General features: G+C 43.6%; 20 protein-coding genes. 9 read left to right on the top strand and 11 right to left on the bottom strand.

Annotation, left to right across the window (positions count from 1 at the left end):
• Nucleotides 1-83 precede the first annotated feature (83 nt).
• From MKP07_RS16870 to MKP07_RS16845, 6 genes are all read left to right on the top strand, one after another.
• Nucleotides 84-1,409: a SusD/RagB family nutrient-binding outer membrane lipoprotein gene (locus tag MKP07_RS16870; RefSeq protein WP_317236036.1), complete on the top strand. Its 1,326-nt coding sequence runs from the start codon at nucleotides 84-86 to the stop codon at nucleotides 1,407-1,409.
• A 233-nt stretch (nucleotides 1,410-1,642) separates the two neighbouring features.
• Complete coding sequence (locus tag MKP07_RS16865; protein ID WP_240848219.1) at nucleotides 1,643-1,981, top strand: hypothetical protein; 339 nt, start codon at nucleotides 1,643-1,645, stop codon at nucleotides 1,979-1,981.
• 194 nt (nucleotides 1,982-2,175) lie between these two features.
• A complete protein-coding gene (locus tag MKP07_RS16860) occupies nucleotides 2,176-3,207 on the top strand; it encodes an efflux RND transporter periplasmic adaptor subunit (RefSeq protein WP_240848218.1) in 1,032 nt (343 codons plus the stop codon).
• 82 nt (nucleotides 3,208-3,289) lie between these two features.
• Nucleotides 3,290-4,885 carry an efflux RND transporter permease subunit gene (locus tag MKP07_RS16855; RefSeq protein WP_240848217.1) on the top strand — a complete coding sequence of 532 codons (1,596 nt, stop codon included), beginning with the start codon at nucleotides 3,290-3,292 and terminating at the stop codon, nucleotides 4,883-4,885.
• Nucleotides 4,771-6,399 carry an efflux RND transporter permease subunit gene (locus MKP07_RS16850; RefSeq protein ID WP_240848216.1) on the top strand — a complete coding sequence of 543 codons (1,629 nt, stop codon included), beginning with the start codon at nucleotides 4,771-4,773 and terminating at the stop codon, nucleotides 6,397-6,399. The genes MKP07_RS16855 and MKP07_RS16850 overlap by 115 nt, the downstream gene beginning before the upstream one ends.
• Before the next feature lie 161 nt (nucleotides 6,400-6,560).
• Nucleotides 6,561-7,889 (top strand): TolC family protein, encoded by a 1,329-nt coding sequence (locus MKP07_RS16845; RefSeq protein WP_240848215.1) that lies wholly within the window; start codon nucleotides 6,561-6,563, stop codon nucleotides 7,887-7,889.
• 56 nt (nucleotides 7,890-7,945) lie between these two features.
• Here MKP07_RS16845 and MKP07_RS16840 read toward each other — a convergent pair whose 3' ends face one another.
• From MKP07_RS16840 to MKP07_RS16830, 3 genes are all read right to left on the bottom strand, one after another.
• On the bottom strand, nucleotides 7,946-8,251 hold the full coding sequence (locus MKP07_RS16840) for a lysozyme inhibitor LprI family protein (protein ID WP_240848214.1): 306 nt from the start codon (nucleotides 8,249-8,251) through the stop codon (nucleotides 7,946-7,948).
• Between the two features lie 5 nt (nucleotides 8,252-8,256).
• Complete coding sequence (locus MKP07_RS16835; protein ID WP_240848213.1) at nucleotides 8,257-8,619, bottom strand: hypothetical protein; 363 nt, start codon at nucleotides 8,617-8,619, stop codon at nucleotides 8,257-8,259.
• Nucleotides 8,620-8,824: 205 nt separating this feature from the next.
• On the bottom strand, nucleotides 8,825-9,337 hold the full coding sequence (locus tag MKP07_RS16830) for a tetratricopeptide repeat protein (protein WP_240848212.1): 513 nt from the start codon (nucleotides 9,335-9,337) through the stop codon (nucleotides 8,825-8,827).
• On the opposite strand from MKP07_RS16830, the gene MKP07_RS16825 reads away from it, so the two are divergent.
• A complete protein-coding gene (locus MKP07_RS16825) occupies nucleotides 9,336-10,301 on the top strand; it encodes an acyltransferase family protein (RefSeq protein ID WP_240848211.1) in 966 nt (321 codons plus the stop codon). The two genes, MKP07_RS16830 and MKP07_RS16825, sit on opposite strands and share 2 nt — an antisense overlap.
• Before the next feature lie 187 nt (nucleotides 10,302-10,488).
• Here the strand turns inward: MKP07_RS16825 and MKP07_RS16820 are convergent, their stop codons facing one another.
• The 8 genes from MKP07_RS16820 to MKP07_RS16785 form a co-directional block, all read right to left on the bottom strand.
• Nucleotides 10,489-10,926 (bottom strand): hypothetical protein, encoded by a 438-nt coding sequence (locus MKP07_RS16820; protein ID WP_240848210.1) that lies wholly within the window; start codon nucleotides 10,924-10,926, stop codon nucleotides 10,489-10,491.
• A complete protein-coding gene (locus MKP07_RS16815; RefSeq protein WP_240848209.1) occupies nucleotides 10,902-11,492 on the bottom strand; it encodes a hypothetical protein in 591 nt (196 codons plus the stop codon). Before MKP07_RS16815 ends, MKP07_RS16820 begins: the two co-directional genes overlap by 25 nt.
• A gap of 41 nt (nucleotides 11,493-11,533) precedes the next feature.
• A complete protein-coding gene (locus tag MKP07_RS16810; protein WP_240848208.1) occupies nucleotides 11,534-12,337 on the bottom strand; it encodes a hypothetical protein in 804 nt (267 codons plus the stop codon).
• A gap of 37 nt (nucleotides 12,338-12,374) precedes the next feature.
• A complete protein-coding gene (locus MKP07_RS16805; RefSeq protein ID WP_240848207.1) occupies nucleotides 12,375-13,502 on the bottom strand; it encodes a hypothetical protein in 1,128 nt (375 codons plus the stop codon).
• A 214-nt stretch (nucleotides 13,503-13,716) separates the two neighbouring features.
• Nucleotides 13,717-14,661: a hypothetical protein gene (locus tag MKP07_RS16800; protein WP_240848206.1), complete on the bottom strand. Its 945-nt coding sequence runs from the start codon at nucleotides 14,659-14,661 to the stop codon at nucleotides 13,717-13,719.
• A gap of 277 nt (nucleotides 14,662-14,938) precedes the next feature.
• Nucleotides 14,939-15,418: a glycine-rich domain-containing protein gene (locus MKP07_RS16795; protein ID WP_240848205.1), complete on the bottom strand. Its 480-nt coding sequence runs from the start codon at nucleotides 15,416-15,418 to the stop codon at nucleotides 14,939-14,941.
• Between the two features lie 41 nt (nucleotides 15,419-15,459).
• Nucleotides 15,460-15,813: a hypothetical protein gene (locus MKP07_RS16790; RefSeq protein ID WP_240848204.1), complete on the bottom strand. Its 354-nt coding sequence runs from the start codon at nucleotides 15,811-15,813 to the stop codon at nucleotides 15,460-15,462.
• Nucleotides 15,777-17,630 carry a hypothetical protein gene (locus tag MKP07_RS16785; RefSeq protein ID WP_240848203.1) on the bottom strand — a complete coding sequence of 618 codons (1,854 nt, stop codon included), beginning with the start codon at nucleotides 17,628-17,630 and terminating at the stop codon, nucleotides 15,777-15,779. Before MKP07_RS16785 ends, MKP07_RS16790 begins: the two co-directional genes overlap by 37 nt.
• A 240-nt stretch (nucleotides 17,631-17,870) precedes the next feature.
• On the opposite strand from MKP07_RS16785, the gene MKP07_RS16780 reads away from it, so the two are divergent.
• Both MKP07_RS16780 and MKP07_RS16775 read left to right on the top strand, forming a co-directional pair.
• Complete coding sequence (locus tag MKP07_RS16780) at nucleotides 17,871-18,677, top strand: tetratricopeptide repeat protein (protein ID WP_240848202.1); 807 nt, start codon at nucleotides 17,871-17,873, stop codon at nucleotides 18,675-18,677.
• A 254-nt stretch (nucleotides 18,678-18,931) separates the two neighbouring features.
• A complete protein-coding gene (locus tag MKP07_RS16775) occupies nucleotides 18,932-19,843 on the top strand; it encodes a sensor histidine kinase (RefSeq protein WP_240848201.1) in 912 nt (303 codons plus the stop codon).
• Nucleotides 19,844-19,851 lie beyond the last annotated feature (8 nt).

The raw sequence follows: 19,851 nt of genomic DNA, 5'->3' as shown, positions 1-19,851 counted from the left end.
CATCTTTTTTCCATTGCGTTGGGCTCCTGCAGTAAATTTGAAGAGCTCAATACTGATCCAAACAAGCCAACCAATGCTACTACATCACAACTGATACTGTTTGTAGAAAAAGAGCATCCGATATACTTTATAATACTGTTACGAACAATCGTATTGGCATGCACTATGCACAATACTGGGCAGGTACCGACTCGAAACAAGACAGCCGATACAGTTCTTCCGATGCAGGTTCCGCACACCTTTGGTCAATGTATTCAGTGGTGCTCCCTGCTTTAAAAGAAATAGAGGTCATCAACGAAAACGCCACCAATGCAGCGGCGGCAGCCAACCAAAATGCCATTGCAGGTGTGCTGCGGGTTTGGGTATTCCACATGTTAACGGATGCATTTGGCAATATACCTTATACCGAAGCTATAAGTGAACAACCTTTACCGGCTTATGACGATGCTGCAACAATTTACAAAGACCTGCTTACGAAATTAGACGGATACCAGTCTCAGTTAAACATATCCAATCCTTCGTTTACCACCGGGGACGTAATATATCGCGGAGATGTAGCTAAGTGGAAGAAATTTGCCAACTCGCTGATGCTGCGTATGGCAATGCGCATGAGTAATGCAGATGAAGCTACAGCAAAGCCTTATATTGAAAAAGCTATTCAGGGAGGTGTTATTGAAACGAACGCTGATAATGCTTTGTTTCCCTACACCAGCAATGCTACCGAAGCTTTTCCTTATAATAATATCGACAGAGATCCGGTACAATTTGTAGTAACAGGTACCTTGCTCGATTATATGGTTGCAACCAATGATCCTCGCCTGCCTATGTATGCGCGAACAGTGAACGGTGCTTACGAAGGTGTGCCTTATGCATCGGGCGATAACAATGCATCGGACGCCAATAATTTTTCAAAACCTTCCAGCAGAGTTTACAGCCCGAATTTTCCGGGAATTATTTTTACTGCTTCAGAAGCCTTGTTTTTGAAAGCCGAAGCTGCCGCCAGAAACATCACTAGCGGAAGCGCGGCTACCTTCTACGATAGCGGCATAAAGACCAGTATGGAGTTTTGGGGAGTGTCCGCTGATATCGCTACGGCATACCTTGCAAGAGTACCCTACAATACAGCTAACTGGAAAAATAGTATTGGTACACAAAAATGGCTGGCCTTTTATATGCAGGGAATGCAGTCCTGGTTGGAGCGTGTAAGATTGAACTTCAACAAACCAGATGGTTCCCCCTTGTTTATAGCCCCTGTAGCTGGCTCATTGGACCCAACCGTATCGATGGTTCCTAACCGGATAACCTACCCTACTGCAGAAAATAATACGAACCGGGCCAACAAAGAAGCCGCGGCCCAGGCCATTGGCGGCGATACAAAGGGCACTAAACTCTGGTGGCAAAAATTCTAAACTAAACAACAAAACAAGAAAGGTCTGGATATTATTCAGGCCTTTATTTTTTGTAAAAACACAACATCGCTGAACCTTTTCATCTTTTTGCTGTTTATGTGTTTTTGCAAGCGGCTATGCCTGCTATACTTAAAAAATTAAGATTTCACTTGAATTTCTCAACCTTATCTTTTATGTTTGCGAACATTCAGGATTAAGCATTCGCCAATACCTCTGTTGTTCTAAACGACTTGATGAACCGTATAACGCACATACTACTATTTCTCTTATTACTTTTAGGAAGTTCCTTTGAGACCATCGACATGGCTACTTATCAGGGCTCTTTGAAGTGTGGCGACAACAAACATCAATCGAACAAGGGAGACCACCAGGATGTAGCTTTTGATGACCTGATCATTTTAAAATACCGTAATGTAAATTTAAAGAAGGCAGCAAAAAAACATACGGCATTCTATAGCAGCTTACTGGATATTCAAACACCTATACATCTCACTTCTTCATTCGGCTTAATTTCGGGCTGTCCTAAACAATTGCCCGGCTTCGGCCATCTCCATCTCTATTATATTTACTGATTCTGCATGCTATCTTATTTAGCAATGCAACCGCATTGAAACCTTTTACAGGCATAGATAGTCTTTTGCCTATTCCCTTTACCCGGAGTTCCAATTCCGGGAGGATCTTCTATTTATAAATTTTAATCATGAATCAGCGAAAAACGTTTTTCTTTTATAGTACAGTTATATTATTTATTACCGGATGCAAAAGCATGTCTCAGGAGAAAGCCAACAAAGACCAGGACAAAACCTATCCCACCATTACGATACATAAAAGAGATACAACTTTAAGCATCCCTTATGTTGCAGATATACAAGCTGGAAAAAACGTGGAAATACACTCACGTATTGATGGCATACTTAATAAAATTTATATCAAAGAAGGACAACAGGTAAGGAAAGGACAATTGCTGTTTAAGATCAATGACAGCGAACTTAAAATAGAACTCAACAAAACTAACGCCGCTTACAAAAGTGCACTGGCCGACGCCAGGGTATCACAGGTGGAAGTAGAGCGGGTGCAAACATTAGTAGACAAAGGCATTATCGCCAAAACAGAATTAGATCTCGTAACTGCAAAATATAAAGCCTTGCTGGCCAAAGCAGATGTAGCGCTGGCAGATAAAAATGCCGTTAATCAACGGATACAATATACCAGTGTAACAGCACCCTTCGACGGTATCGTGGACCGTATCCCACTAAAAGAAGGAAGCCTGGTTACTACCAGTTCACTTCTCACCACCCTTTCAGATATCAGTACGGTTTATGCCTACTTCAATATTTCCGAAAATGAATTTTTCCAGATCCAGAATGGCACCAATAACAATAATGACATTGTAGCGATCAACCTTGTTTTACCGGATGGCTCTCAGTATCCGCAGGAAGGTGAATTACAATCAGCAGAAAGCGAAATAGACGAAAACACCGGCAATATTGCCTACAAAGCAAAATTCACTAATCCTGCCGGCCGGCTGAGACATGGAGCTTCAGGAAAATTGCTGATTACCCGCCCGCTACAGGACATCATTTTACTTCCCCAAAAAACCGTTTTCGAAATACAGGATAAGAACTATGTTTTTGTAGTTGACAAAGACAATATTGTTCGTATGAAAAGTATACAGATATCCCAAAGACTGGCCGGTTATTATGTAGTTACCGACGGCTTACAACCTAAGGACAAGATCATCTACGAAGGCATACAAACAGTAAAAGAAGGAGACAAAATCGTACCTAGGTCTGCATAACGCAACCGCTCCTACTGTATACCAATCCCGGCTCAGCTAATGTAGCCCGGCATCATCATTTTATTTACCTGAAAGCAAAAACATGGTTGAAACTTTTATACGACGACCGGTGTTGTCACTGGTCATCTCTATCTTCATTACATTAATAGGTCTGCTGGCATTATTTCAATTACCCATTACCCAATTCCCCGATATTGTACCTCCTTCTGTAGCCGTCACCGCCCGTTATACCGGAGCCAATGCTGAGGTTTCGGTAGATGCTGTGGCCTTACCGTTAGAAAGGGCCATCAATGGCGTTCCCGGCATGACCTACATGTCTACTGTAACCGGTAACGATGGTGTTACCATGATCACGGTTTACTTTAAGGTGGGCACCGATCCGGATGTCGCTGCTGTAAACGTACAAAACAGGGTTACCACAGTGCTCGATGAGCTCCCGGAAGAAGTGATTAAAGCCGGGGTTACTACAGAAAAAGAAGTTAACAGTATGCTGATGTACCTGAACATCACCAGCTCCGATAAAAATGCAGATGAAGACTTTATTTTCAATTTTACCGATATCAATATTTTAAAAGAGCTTAAGCGTATTGATGGTGTAGGCCGGGCAGAAATAATGGGCGCTAAGGATTATGCAATGCGCGTATGGCTTAACCCGGAGAAGCTTCGGGCTTATAATGTTTCCACCGATGAAGTGATTGCCGCACTGCGCCAGCAAAATGTATCCGCTGCACCGGGCAAAACAGGAGAAAGCTCAGGGAAAACTAAAACCGACTTACAATATGTGCTTCGGTATACAGGAAAATTCTCTGAGCCCAAACAATATGAAAATATTGCGATCCGGTCCAACAGCGATGGTACCATACTAAAGTTGAAAGATGTGGCAGATGTGGAGTTTGGCGCTATGAGCTACAGCATGGTATCTAAAAGTGATGGAAAGCCGGCGGCTTCAATAATGATCAAGCAACGTCCGGGATCGAATGCCAGCGAGGTGATCGACAATATCAAAGCCAAGATGGAAGAGTTGAAAGGCTCCTCTTTCCCTCCGGGCATGGAATACAGCTATGCTTATGATGTATCCCGCTTCCTGGATGCCTCTATCAGCGCGGTTTTAAAAACATTGATAGAGGCCTTTATCCTGGTAGGTATTGTGGTGTTCATTTTCCTCCAGGACTGGCGCTCAACCCTTATACCCGTATTAGCAGTTCCGGTAGCATTGGTAGGCACACTGGCGTGCATGTCGATGCTGGGCTTCTCTATTAACCTGCTTACTTTGTTTGCACTGGTTCTGGCTATTGGTATTGTAGTGGATAATGCGATAGTTGTGGTAGAAGCCGTACACGTAAAAATGGTTGAGGAGCATTTGCCTCCGCTGGAAGCAACCATTGCAGCCATGAAGGAGATCACCGGGGCGATCATTGCCATCACCCTCGTAATGTCCGCCGTATTTGTACCTGTAGCATTTCTAAGCGGACCTGTTGGTGTATTCTACCGGCAGTTCTCCTTAACCCTGGCTTTTTCTATTGTCATATCAGGTATTAATGCTTTAACCTTAACACCTGCGCTTTGTGCGCTTATGCTCAAACATACAACGCCGAACAAAAAAGCTTACTGGGACGGTTCTTTAATTCCTTTAACCGCGGATTTGATCAAACAACGTCTAAATATCAATCGATACTAAAGCGCATTGCGGGCAAAAATATCATAACATTGGGCATGCTGGTAGCATTTTTCCTGCTAACATGGGGCGCCGGTGCAATATTACCTGGTGGGTTTATTCCTACAGAAGACCAGGGTATGGTATATGTAAACGTAACGACGCCGCAGGGAGCTACCGTGGAGCGTACAGAAAAAATATTGGACGAGCTGAACAATGCTACAAAAGATATTAAGGAAATAGAAAGCGTTACAACGCTCGCCGGTTATAGCCTCACCAATGAAATAGCAGGCGCTTCGTATGGCATGGGCATGATCAATCTTAAATCATGGAGCGAGCGCGACAAAAGCGCTGCTGATGTGATCAAAGAGATTGAGCAACGCACGTCCAAACTTACCGATGCCAAGGTAGAAGTATTTGCCCCACCTACAGTGCCTGGCTTTGGTAACACCAGCGGGTTTGAGCTTCGCCTGTTGAATAAGGGTGCAGGAGCTATCAACGAAACTTCGGATATAACGAAAGAGTTTGTACAGGCCATTAATAATACCAAAGAGGTGACCAACACATTTACCAGCTTCGATGCTTCGTTTCCGCAGTACCTGATCCACGTGGATTATGATATGGCAGCCAAGAAAAATGTAACGGTAGACAATGCCATGAGCACACTTCAAACCTTGCTCGGCAGCTACTACGCAACCAACTTCATACGGTTTAACCAGATGTATAAAGTAATGGTACAGGCAGGACCTCAGTTCAGGGCAGAGCCACAAGATGTGCTGAATCAATATGTAAAAAACAGCAATGGAGAAATGGTGCCGTTCTCCTCGTTTATCAGGCTGGAGCGCCTCTATGGCCCCGAACAACTCACCCGGTACAATATGTTCACATCGGCCATGATCAATGGAGAACCCGCGCCAGGTTTCAGCAGCAGCGATGCTATTAAAGCCGTAGAGAAAGTAGCAGCAGAAAAGCTACCCCGCGGTTATGATTTTGACTGGAGCGGTATGACAAGGGAAGAAATATTATCTGGAAACCAGGCTGTATACATATTCGCTCTATGTCTTTTATTTGTGTATTTATTATTGGCTGCACAGTATGAAAGCTTCCTGCTTCCATTACCGGTGATACTTAGTTTACCCGCAGGTATCTTTGGGTCTTTTATCTTTTTGAAAATGGCAGGGTTAGATAATAACATCTACGCCCAGGTAGCGCTGGTTATGCTGATCGGCTTACTCGGGAAAAACGCCATTCTTATTATTGAATTTGCGATACAACGGCGCAAAGAGGGTAAACCTATTTTAGACGCGGCTGTAGAAGGCGCCAGCCAAAGGCTGAGACCCATTTTAATGACCTCTTTTGCTTTCATCGCCGGTTTGATCCCGCTTTGTATAGCATCTGGAGCTGGGGCCATAGGGAACCGTTCTATTGGTGTTGCTGCTGCAGGTGGAATGCTTATAGGCACCGTCTTCGGCCTCCTGATCATCCCGGGACTATATGTGCTCTTTGCGAGACTTGCTGAAAGAAAAAGAAACCAGTAGCGGTAGTTATACCGGCATCACCTCAATCTCAAATTGCAAACGATGAAAAAAGTAATATAGTTATACCAGTAACGATTTCCTTAGTAGCGGCTGCCTGTAATGCGCCGAAGCTGGCATCTGTCGGGGAAGTTAATCCCCTGCCAGACGCCTATGAAGCGAAAATGCCCATTGACTCTAATAATATAGCGCAATTACATTTCAAAGACTTTTTCCAGGACACAGATCTGATCGCGTTAATTAATAAGGTACTGACCAATAACCTCGATAATAAGATCGCTGCTGAACGGATCAATATAGCGACAGCTTATCTTGAAGCAAGACAGGGCGCTTTACTACCTTCGGTTACAGCCGGGCTACGTGCATCGGGTACGCACTATGGTAAACACACGATGGAGGGAGTGGGCAACTTCGACACCAATCTCTCTCCTAATATTGATAACAGCCAGCAAATACCCACTTTTATAACCCCCGACTACTGGCTGGGCTTAAGCGCTTCCTGGGAGGTTGATCTTTGGGGTAAGCTGAAAAGCTTAAAGGGTGCTGCCATGGAAAGATTCCTGGCGACACAGCAAGGTAAAGACCTGCTAAATGCGGCCTTGGTAACGCACACCGCTACTTTATATTATGAGCTCATCATGCTGGACAAGGAAGTCGCCATCCTCAATCAAAATATAAAGCTACAGGAGAGGGCGCTTGAAGTGGTGAAGATCCATAAAGAAGTAGGCCGGGCCACGGAGCTGGCCGTTCAGCAATTTGATGCCCAATTGTCTAATACAAAAGCATCGCTTTACAGCATCAGGCAGGAAATTGTAGCAGCAGAAAACAAACTCCTGGAGTTAACCGGCGCTTATAACGGAACCATAAAAAGGAGTGGTTCTATTGATACTAAATCGATCCACTACCTGGCAAGGCATGGCAACCCACAACAGTTAATGGAATACAGGCCCGATATAAGAATATCTTATCATGAGCTGGTGGCCTCTCATGCAGATGCTAAAGCAGCAAGGGCCGCCTTCTTCCCTAGTTTAACAATAGGCAGTTTCGTAGGACTCAACTCTTTTAATGCAGAGAAGCTGATCAACCCTACATCCATAGCTTACCAGCTGATTGGCGGACTTACAGCCCCTGTATTTCAAAAGAGGCAATTAAAATCAGGATTCAAGATAGCCACAGCAGAACAGGAAATAGCTTTTCTCAATTACCAGAAAACAGTGAATGGCGCTTTCCAGGAGGTAAAGACCCTGCTGAGTTATATCGCCAACAATCAACAGATATTGACAGAGAAAAGAAAAGAAGTGTCAGCACTGGATAAAGGGTTGCATGTATCACAGGATCTTTATGTAAATGCCTATGCTACTTACCTTGAAATTATTGCAGCTCAAAAAAGTAAAATAAATGCCGAAATGGATCTGATTAAAACAGAACGGAACCATGTAAACATTATGATACAGTTATACAAAGCCCTGGGCGGTGGCGTTCAAGGATCATAGTTATAGACTCAATAGCACTCAAGCAGCGGCCAATGTCCGCTGCTTTTTTGTTACAATTATTGCTTCAATTTGAGCACGGCAGTCAGTTCTTTGATGCGCTGTTCTGTCATCCAATTCGCCCATTGTTGTTTGGTAACATCGGGATTCATCGCAAACAACAATGTCACTGTTGCGTCACGATATGGGATCCACAGCCGCTGCACCTTTTGTAATCCATCGGCATTTACCTCGGCATTAAAGTCTGTCAAAGGTGCTTTCTTTAACTTACCTATCACGTCTTTATAAACCAAATTCAACCGGGCATCGCTGTCTTTTGAGTTGGCAACGCCCTTGGGTAGCTTACCTTTACTAAGGCCCTCCAATAACTCTATAAATTCTTTTTTTGTTTTACTAAAGATTCTGTCGCCCAGGCAGCGTAGCCACTACCGCCATGCAATTCTTCGTTCCATACTTTTGCCTCCCAAAAAGCGGACGCAGTTTTGTAAGCTGGTTTCAGATATTTACCGCTTCCGCCTCCAATTGCAGCCGCCAGTTTTGTAAGCCGGTTATTGATCTGAACTTCGTTTGCTTCCGCGCTTCTCCTGGCACAGTATCCCATCCCGTAGCCACTGGTTATGTAGTTACAGATATTGAATTCAAATCTTAAATTTTCTTTCCACGCTTTATAGGTTGTATCTATAGCTATCATTAACTCTGCAGGCGCACTGCCACCACGGCTGACCAGCTGCAAAAGAAGTCTGTTATCAACGTCAGCAAAACGATCTTTTCTTCTTGAAGCCTCTTCGGCAATTTCCCATACGGCATAAGGACGCTGCAGCTTACCCGTATCAATTTTATATTTTTTATAAAAGCATTCGCATCAAAAGCTCCTGCTTCAGCGGCATATTGAAGTATTTTCACTTTACCAGCTTCATCATAAAACTGCATTGCCGGGTTTATGCTCTTCCCTTTTTATAAACGGCTAATGCTAAAAAAGGATCAGACTTAAAAAAGTCATCAGATCGGAAAAATGCTTCATCTAAAAAAGAGGCCATGCCTTCACTGTGTCCTCTTAAAGCTGCCTGCTGATAATGACACAAACGATCATCACCGGATAACGCATACCTGTAAGCCAGATTAAAGTGAGCATCGGCATTATTCAGGAAGGCCGCCTTTTCATATAAAACTTTCGCTTCTTCCCTTTTATTTTGCTCGTATAAGGTATTGGCTTTTTGTACCAATACTTCGGTTGACTGAGCGCTGGCATATTGGAAGCCAACGATAAGCATTAAGATAAAGCAACTACGAGTGAACATGATTCTATTTATTTGTCCCGTGGCTAAGATAGATATTTTAAGGGCGGGAAAGACAACAGAAATTAAGACAAAAAAGCGAAAAAATGGGACAAAATAATATAGCGTGTTTGCATATGAATGACTTCTTTTGCAAACTGATTGTACAACCGCCATGGGCAGCCTTTTCTGCCGGCAGCAAAAATTAAACATGTCTTTTACCGGCACAGAGCTTTTAAATACAAGAAAACATTTTGAAACCCTCGATGGGCTTAGGGGTATAGCAGCAATAGCTGTAGTGATCTTTCATTTCATGGAATTTGCAGCGCCTAAATATGAGGATAGCTTTATCGGGCACGGCTACCTGGCAGTAGATTTTTTCTTTTGTCTTTCGGGCTTCGTAATAGCATATGCCTATGATAAAAAAATAAAAGGAATGAAATTGGGTCATTTTTTCAAGCTTCGCCTGATCCGGCTTCATCCCATGGTTGTTATAGGCGCCATTATTGGGCTGTTGGCCTTTGTATTCGACCCCTATAGCAACCTTTATCAACAGTATGGTTTAAAAGAGACGATCCTGATGTTTATTTCGGGAAGCACCTTAATCCCCTATCCTTTGGTGAAAGAGCGTTATTTTAATCTTTTCCATCTGAATCCACCCACCTGGTCCTTGTTCTGGGAATATATGGCCAATATCTTCTATGCGCTATTGTTTTACAGGTTAAAAAAGTATGGCCTGCTGTTGTTAACTATTGGCGCCGCCATCCTTCTTTGTTATGAAGCCGAGGTTTCAGGATATATTGGTGTAGGCTGGAGCGGAGAGAACTTCTGGGGCGGTGGCGTACGGGTATTATATTCTTTTCTCGCAGGAATGTGTGTTTACCGTTTTAAATGGATGATACCTAACCGGCTTGGCTTCACCGTCATCAGCATTTTATTGCTGGCAGCCCTCCTGGTACCCTACACGGAGCCAACCGCTCCATTTGCAGACCCTTTAATCGTTATACTATATTTTCCGCTGATAGTAGCACTGGGCTCTGGCATTTCGCCAAAGGGAAGAGCAAAAAAATCTGTGAGTTCTCGGGCGCTATATCCTACCCGTTATACATGGTGCATTATCCCATTCTATGGCTGTTCTTAAGCTACCTGGAGAAATACCCGCTTTCTACCGATCAGATGTGGGTGGTGATACCTGTTGGCACTTTATTACTTATTCTTTTTCCTATATCATTATGATCGGATTAGATGTTCCGATAAGGAAATATCTCAAGGATAAATCGAGCTGATGTATTTGTGGCTCTGGTTACCGCCTCACCCGACATTATTAATTATTCCGCAATTTTCTGCTTTACTTTTTTAAAGAGGCTTTTTATATCTTTTGCTTTCGCCGCAACGGTGGATTCATCATTATCGTTGCCGGTTTCTTCTTCTGCTGCTGCTTGCTGTTTCTTACTGCCAACAGCAATGCCACTTCCCTTGTTAGACGATACGGCAACATCCTGGTATTTTACCATAGTTGTTTTCTCCTTTGCAATAATCTCTCCTGCCAGCCATTGTTTTACAAAACCGGTAACCACATCATTTACCTCCTTACCGGCTCTGTAAATTACTTTCCATTTCACCGGCTTGGCTTCATAAGCAGGATTAACAAATGTGCGGCTGCTACCTGAGCCGGTTATTTCGGCTTTAAAGTCAACAGTGGCTACCAACGCGAGGTACTCCTGCAAACGCTTCTTTACCATTACCGCAGGATCCGCCGGGTACATCTTCTCCCATTGTGTTTTATTGGGAGTAGGGTCTTTTGCTGCTGTATTTGCAGCTTCTGTTCGGCGATGGCTTTTTTAGCGTCGGCCAATTGCTGTTTAGTCATATACCCTCCGGCCTGCGCCAGGGCTTTATCGGCCTGTATTAGATTTTTCTCAATGCTCTGAACCTCTGCAGCCGACAACCTGGGCGGCTCCGATACTGGTTTTGTTTTTACACGCAGATCGGCATACGCTTCTATAAACTCCTGGCTGTTGATATATTCTTTCACATAATCACAAACATCTTTGACTACCGCAGCTTTATCACCCGCAATCATACTTTTCAGGTTGCGTACATAGGGTATTTTAAATGACTTCAATTGCGCGTCCAATGAGGTCCCTCCCACATCTTCTACCGGATCGCTGCCAATGGGCGCAGCATCAAAATTACCTACCAGGTTTTTTAAAATATAGCTTTGAGCATTACTATGTTTCATACCCAGCTCCTGAACAATATCCCTGATGGCAACAAAAGCGCAGGTACTAATTGCAAGTACCACTAACAATGTAGATCGTATCGGTTTCATAACTTATAATTTATTTTATACAATGAGTTTGAGTAAACGATTTAGTAACTATACTTCATTCTTGAAGTATCTGTACGTACAAGCTTCATAGCCGGTTGATCATAAACATTCCAAACTTCTTCTGTCACCAAACCGGCCTCATTTACTTTATACTGATACTCCCATGTTTGATAGAGCGACCTTGTTAAGCGGTTATAGTAACTTCTTTTACGTACCAGGTTTTTCAAGGCTTTTCCAAACTGATCAGCAAGGTTAATCTTATACGATACTTTATCGGGAACACCCGTAAATTCAAATACGATCGAGTCTTGCCGGTGTTGTGCAGGCGTGATAAAATTTCTGAAATTATTGATCCAGTGCTTATAATTCCCATTTTCATAATAAATACTATAATCATTTTCATAAGTAACATAATTACTGATTATCCGGGTACAATATCCGCTGTTATCATAATAATAGTTACTGATGCTATTAATCGTTTTGTCTGCCCGCGCGCTATATACCGAATCTATAAAACCATTGGGATGTATCCGGCTATAACTTAAAAGAGAAGGTTGATTATTGACGGTAACGGAACTATTGTAAAAACCATTACCCTTTGTGTATCTCGTTGTATATACCGCCGTATTATTAGAGTAACGGGTATTTTGCATCACCTCGTTGTCATGATAAGTGATCATGGTGGTATCAGTACCAGATGCCGTTATACGAATGATTTCAGAAAGCCGATACAGCTTTTCGGCTTCCTTGGGCTTTGAAATATCTTCTTGCTTTGCACAAGACGCCATTAAGAGCACCAGCGAAACTGTAATACAAAAACTCCGTGTTTTATAACTTGTTTTCATTTGTATGAAGGATGAGTTTATAAAAGAAGGGGGCAGCTCATTCTTCACAGGCTGTCCAATTATCAGGCGCGATACTAATGGTAGATGTAGCGGTAGAGAAAGCAGGCGATAACACCAATATGCTTTTAGACTGTGCATAAGCAACACCCCCAAAATTCAATGCATCCAACTGTACTTTGCTTAATAATTGCTCATCGCTAACAGAAGCAGACGTGGGTAATATACATACAAAAATAACCGGCGCTACAGCGGTGTATATCTCGCCGCCAGGATCAGTAAACTGGTTGGTACTAGCATTAATAGTATAAGCAATGGTAGACCAGGCACCACCCAAAACAGCAACCGCTGTAGCGTTGGCGATCCAGTTAACAGCTTTTTTATACCGTACAGGTCTGGCATCGATGGGAAATGTTCCGGGCAAGGCAATGGTATTGAGCAACCAGGAGCAACCTGTATATGCACCGGCGCTGATAGCGGTAGTAGTTACGGTAGCAAATGCAGCATTGCCACCATCCCTTGGCCTGCTTGAAATTCTTACACCTCCCACCAATAGACCATCTCTCCAGAAAGCTCCCTGCATAAAGTTATGTACATCTACACAAATATTTTCCGGAGCAGGTGGCGCTGGTGGAACAGGCGGTTCGGGTTTTTCTGAAGGCCCCATTGTAAAATTTAAAAACTCCTGGAATTTCACTCCTTTTCTAAGATGCTCCGGGAAAATGTCTAATATTATCTGTTGGTACTTTTTCTCGTCAATAGCGGCTTTTTCCCACAACTCTTTTATAAAAGGATAGAATTCTTTTTGCAAACGCTCCACTGCCCTAAGCTGCTGTTGCGGATCTTTTAAACGCTTTGCATACCCAACAGCTTCCTCATACCTTTTAAAGTTACCGGTCCCATCATTCTCTATTGATTTCTGTAACTGGTTACGCACCGGCTCCAGTATCTCGTGGAGCTGCTTTTCAATTTCTTCATTGATATGTGCATTCATTGGAACCCGCTTGAGCAAGGCTCCATCCGCCTCCCTGATTTCCCCATTCTTAATTGCAAGCTTTTCATTTTCTATTTGTTCCATATACACTTCAGCTTCGGATGAAAATTTATCTGTTTTTGTACAAGAGAACAATACTGCTACTATAGCAAATTGAAGCATAGTCTTTTTCATAATCATTTTTTAGAGGGTTATTGTTTTACTACTTTGATTGTTTTAGAATAGGTCTGCGCACCATCCTTATCTGTTTGAACAATTCGTACGAAGAAATCTTTGTGGCTGGCATTCAAAAGATCTCCGGATGACTTGTTGCAGGCAAGGGCCGAGCACATTAGCAATGCTGGAAACAGGTATAATAATTTCCACCGTCTCTTATTGCAATAATGCATCAATAGCAATATAAAAAGGCTGATGCACCCAACACGCCTGTATACGTAATCGTAAAACTGTACTGAAGCGGAGCGCCTGAGTTATCATCTTTGGCCTGGGTTAGTATCTTATCGCTTATAGCCGTAAAATGTACTCCATCAGTGGAAGCTTCCACCTGGAACCAGGCATTATTGGTTTCACTTTTCGACTCCCAGTTTACGGTGAGCACTCTGTCTTTGATAACAGCATCGATTGCACCAAATGTTACAGGCAATGCAATCGGTTCATCTCCCGCTTTCAGCCAGAACCCGCTGAAACCCGTTGTAAGAAAAACCACTTCCCATCGATTGGAGACATTGTCCCAGGCAACCTCCTGCGGATATATTGTTACCGGTACACCTGTGTACTCGCCAATTACCCCATTACCGTTGCCACTTCGTTTTTCAATATAAATATTGCCTTTATAGTTCCTGCTATCAATAGCATCTAACGGTAACAATATTCTGGGTCGGGTAGCATTGTAACTATCAAAATCCTCCTGGCTAAAAAACAAGGTAACCCGGGCAGTAGCTGTAGCTGCATTGTTCTGAGGAAGGATATCAAAATGACGTCTTACATACCTGCGGCTCTGTGTTTCATCTACCCACACCCTGGCTGTTGTAGCGCCGCTCAAAGGATTGGGAGCATTGGTGGTATAGATCATCGCGATCGCCGTATTACATCCGGATAAGTAATAATTGTAATTACCATCCGCAGTTTGATTAACGGTAGCGCTGCTGCTTGCCGAAGGAATGAGACCGGGCATTTGTGGTCCCTCAGCAATAGTAACCGATACAGTTGTTTGCTCGTACCCGCTGGAAACCGTACAGGTATACTCCCCGGGTATCAAATTGTTGATATCCGCGGTTCTTATATTACCCGGAGTCCATAAGTAGGTAAAAGTACCGTCACCACCGGCTGCCACAACCCGGGCGGTTCCATAGCCCTGAAAACAAGTAATATCTGTCTTGATTATTTCTGCGGTTACAGGAGCCGTCCAATTTATAATTACCCGGCCATTCGCGCCACTCCTCGAGTCTCCTCCTCCTCCGCCCGGCGCAGCGCCGTTGGTGGAAGGCTGTGTGTAAATGATATACTCGACAGTGCCATTACCTCCATTTCCTTCGCCACTACCGCCATTAGGCCCAATCCCGGGAGTACCGTTTGCGGTTCTGGTAGCCGAACCGCCGCCACCACCGCCATTACCAAACGACTCTCCGGGCCCCGATCTTACTCCATTCCCCCGTTCCCCCGCGAAAAGTACCGGTACCTCCGGCTCCTCCGAAAGTGTTTACTGCAGCACTTCCTATTCGCTCAAAACGTGCTGGCTGGCCGCCACCGGCAATAATTCCGCCCGCGGATGAGTTGCTGCCTGCCAAGCCAACTTCCCCTCCTTCTCCCACGGTAACATTAATAGTACTTCCCGGAGCAACCGTAATATATCCCCTGGAAAAGCCACCGCCGCCGCCGCCACTTCCGGAGTACCGGTAACTAGCAGCTCCTATGGTTGAGTGGGTTCCACCACCGCCTCCACCCCATGCTTCCACATATAACCGGGTAATGCCGGCAGGAACTGTAAATGTACCGGTTTCATCAAAAGTCTGTGAACCACTTTGGGCAAAAAGAAGTAAAGGAGACAATAGAAGAAGTAACAGATAATATCTGCATTGGAAATATTGCATATCATTCTTTTTATAAAATCTTATGGAATTTGAACGCCGCACTATTGCCGAACCACGCGTACAATTTTAGAATAGCTTTTTGCTCCATCCTTATCTACCTGTACCACTCTAACATATAATTGCTGATCATCGTTACCGGATATCTCGGTGCCGTTCTTCTTACAGGACAAAATAAACAATGCACAACCTATCACTCCGAAGCCCAGCAGCAGTAAGGGTTTGCGTTTGACAGATCCAACCGAAAGGCTTAGTAACAAAATTGCTAAAGCCTGTAGCGCTATATTGCCCCTGGTAAACTCATATTCGAGCAGGAGGTCTGAATTACCATCCCTGGCTTTGCTGAAAATTTTATCGCTTATCAACGTAAATTGCTTACCGTCTTTTGAAGCCTCCACCAGGTAGTAAGCATTATTGCTTTCTTTTGTGTAGTCCAGTTCACGGTAAGCAACCCGTTTTTCAGGAAGGCTTCAATAGTTCCGAAAGTTACCGGCAATGCTCCAGCTGCACTGGCAGCGTCCATCGCCATAAATGTAGAGAAGCTGGTTACATCAAAGCTGATCTCCCAATACTCATTAACAGCATTCCATACAATATCATTATCGTTGGGATCGATGACCACGGTTGGCCCGGGATTAGCCAGGTCGCCGCTATGTTTTATAAACCTGAAATTAGCTTTGCCCGCACCATCTGTTGGTGACGATGGTAGCCGGTTAGCTAAACTTACCTGTTGATTATATTCATTGAACTCATATTGCAGGTAGTACAATGTTATCCTTGCAGATGACGTTGCCGCATTATGTTCCGGTGTGATCTGGTAACGCCTGCTCACTGCTCCGGGCACAGGATCTCCGGCCCACACTTCAGCCAATACATTACCCCGAACCGGGTTGCCACCATTAGCCTGTACAGTAGCAATACGCCTCCGCTCCCCATCTCTGAAGCTAAAGGGTAAATTGTCATTCATGTTGCGCATTGCGCTTTGGTTAGATAAGGGCAGGAACTCCGAAACATCCGCACCAAGTTTAACCAGCCATACATCAGGTACCGTAACCGGATTAACGTGAAAACCCGAAATACCTCCATCGGCAGAAGCTGAAAAACCTGCCACCATATAACCATCGTCAGAAGTCTGAAAAACGCCGCGAAAGCTATCATACTCAGCGCCGCCCATTGTTTGCTGCCATAGTAAAAAACCATCCTGGCTCAACTTCACCAACCAGCCGTCAGCACTACCGCTATTAGATACCAGATCCCCATTGACAGAAGCGCTTTCGCACGCTATAATCAATTCCCTGCTGGTACCCTCATAAATATTCCAGCCTGTTTCATTACCGCTTCCTCCCATGCATTTTTGCCATTGCAATTGAAGATCACCGTCCAGTTTAATCACCCATATATCATTACCCCCATGATTGCCCCAAACATTGCCATTGTTATTAGAATTTGTACGCCCTGCAACCACATAACCGCCATCAGTAGTAGGACAGATGCTATAAGGCGTATCATCTCCAAATCCGCCATAGTCAGGTAGGCGTTCTGCCACACCATTGCTGCTCAGTTTGGTTATCCTGAAATCGTTTCCCCTGAAAGTGGCAGCAGCTCCGGCTACAACATAACCTCCATCCTGCGACAGGCAAAGTGAATTGATAATATAGCTGGTAACATATGTCCATTCTAATGTTCCGGTGCTGCTAAATTTCCGCACATCTTCGCCACCGGTTATATAACCTCCGTCATTGGTTTGCCTGGCTACCTGAAGCAGGTTGGCACATCTTGCCTGCCACTCGATAACACCACTGGCATTCAATTTAACCAGCCACCCACCCGTACTGGTGGTAACGTCCCCATCTATTGAATTGGTATTGCCTGCAGCAATAAAACCGCCATCAGCAGTTTGCTCTATCGAATTAAAAATATCGCCTTCCGCCCCTCCATACACTTTTGTCCATTGTAAAGCGCCGGCAGCAGAAAATTTCATCACCATCGCATCTCCCTGCCAGCCATGTAAACCAGCTCCCAGTAAATCGCCGTCAGTAGACGAGGTGCTACCCGCAACCACATAACCACCGTCGCTGGTCTCAGCCATACAGGTAACACCTTCATAATTCGTTCCGCCAAAAGCCCTGCTGAACTCAATAGCAGGCGCCTGTTGTGCATATACATTGCTTATGTAAACATTAAATAAAATAACCAGCAGTAGAAGACGGTTCATGGAAATATTTTTTAGAATAGGTGATTTAACGCTGTAAAAATAGCAGGGGACAATGCCTTAGCTTATCCTGTAAAAACAGGATATCTGGATGAAGCGCATCACTCATTCAGGTGATGCAATAAAGCTACCCTGCTGACTATTTTTGATAATTCTATAATGAGGCTTATAAAATCCTGTAAAAAGGGGAGTAATTTTACTCAATTCAATTAGTTTATTTGTAAAAACAGAAATATGCAATGGATGCCCACTATCCAAAAGATTGTTATAGTTGTTGCGGCAATAGGTTGTGGATTTACGGGCAGTGGGCAAACAAAGATTCTTGATAGCATTAAGGCTGAAATTAATAAACATCCGCAAAGAGATACTGTTCGCGTAAGGCTTATAACAGATTATGCGCGGGCTGCATTAAATGGGAACACCTCACAGTTGCTCCCTTACCTGAACGAAGTAATCAGCATCAGCAAGGAGCAGCAATACCGTAAAGGACTTCAGGCAGCCTATCACTATAAACAAATTTATTATTCAGACAGGGATGATGCAGAAAATGCCAAAGCATATGCCGATATGGCTTTTATGTATTTACAGAAAGACACTTCCAGATTTGCAATAACCACTTTAGCATGGTTACATAATAATGTGGCAGGCGATTATGCTAAATTAGCAGATTATCAGCAAGCGGTTGATCATCTCACCAAGGCCGCCACTATTTTTGAAAAATCAGATCCCAAGGCTTTACCTTCTATCTATGGAAATATTGCCATTATGTATGCGCATTTATTGCTGCCCGAACGAGCAATGGAATACGATAGAAAAGCTATTGCTGCTGCGGAAAAATCAGGAGACTCGTTGAGCTTTGCACGCCGCAACATAGGCTATGTATCAAGACTACTTGATGCAGAGAATTTCAAAGAAGCCTCGAAAACACTGGATAAGATTGAACCTATTGTAAGGAGGCTTGATAATAATACTACCTATATCTTTTTTATCAGAACAGGGGACTCATCAATAAACAAGAGAAGCGATATAATGAAGCAATCAGTAATTTAAAGAAAGCCTATAGCTATGCCCTGCTAAACGATAACAAACTACATGAGCTCACCATTCTTGATCCACTTACAGCCACGCTCACAGAATCAGGCAACTTAAATGAGGCCAAACCATACCTGGATACCTTACTTGCTAAATCAGTAGCTTTTAAGATCCGAACTGCCGAGGTAAGCGCTTATAATAATCTGGCGCAATGGTATACGAAAAAGAAAGACTATGAAAAGGCTAATGAATTTCTGCTAAAAAAGATCAGCTTGTCCGACAGCCTTTCCTCTGAAGAAATGAAAGAGAATATTGCTGCGATGGAAACCCGGTTTAAAGTGCAGGGTAAAGACAACGAAATCCAGATATTACAGGATGAAAAGAAAATACAAGAATTATCTATTCGCCAAAAAAATACGCTTAACTATGTTTTGATAGGTGGTGCTGCGGCTCTTTTAGCCATTCTGGCATTAGGCTACCGAAACTATAAAAATCGCCAGAAGCTGCAACAGCAGCGCATTACAGAGTTGGAAACCCAACAACAATTAACCGCCACAGAAGCCGTATTGAAGGGAGAAGCTCAGGAACGCACACGGCTGGCCAAAGATCTCCATGATGGACTGGGAGGTATGCTTAGTGGCATCAAATACTCTTTAAATACTATGAAGGAGAACCTGATTATGACGCCTGAAAATGCACAGGCTTTCACCAGAAGCATTGATATGCTGGACAGCTCGATACAGGAAATGCGCCGTGTGGCTCACAATATGATGCCCGAGGCTCTGGTTAAATTTGGTTTAGACACCGCCCTGAGAGATTTCTGTCTGCATATTTCGCAAAGCGGCGCTTTGACGGTTTCTTATCAATCTATAGAGCTTAGCCATATTCAACTGGAGCAAACCGTTTCTGTTACGATTTATCGTATTGTACAGGAGCTGATCAACAATACCATTAAGCATGCCGCAGCGAAAACTGCCATCGTACAGTTAAGCGTAGCTGGCTCTATCTTGTCTGTAACTGTAGAAGATGATGGTAAAGGGTTTGATATTACCCTACTTCAAAAAAGTACGGGTATTGGCTGGAGTAATATTGAAAACAGGATCAACTTCTTAAATGGTAAATTGGATATACAGTCAGTGAACAACAAAGGTACTTCCGTTTTGATTGAGTTACCTTTAAGTTGAAAACAGAG

This window comes from Paraniabella hibiscisoli, from assembly GCF_022512515.1.
Taxonomy (GTDB): domain Bacteria; phylum Bacteroidota; class Bacteroidia; order Chitinophagales; family Chitinophagaceae; genus Niabella; species Niabella hibiscisoli.
The sequence above is the reverse complement of the archived record's forward strand: the minus strand, read 5'-3'. Positions and strand labels throughout refer to the sequence as shown.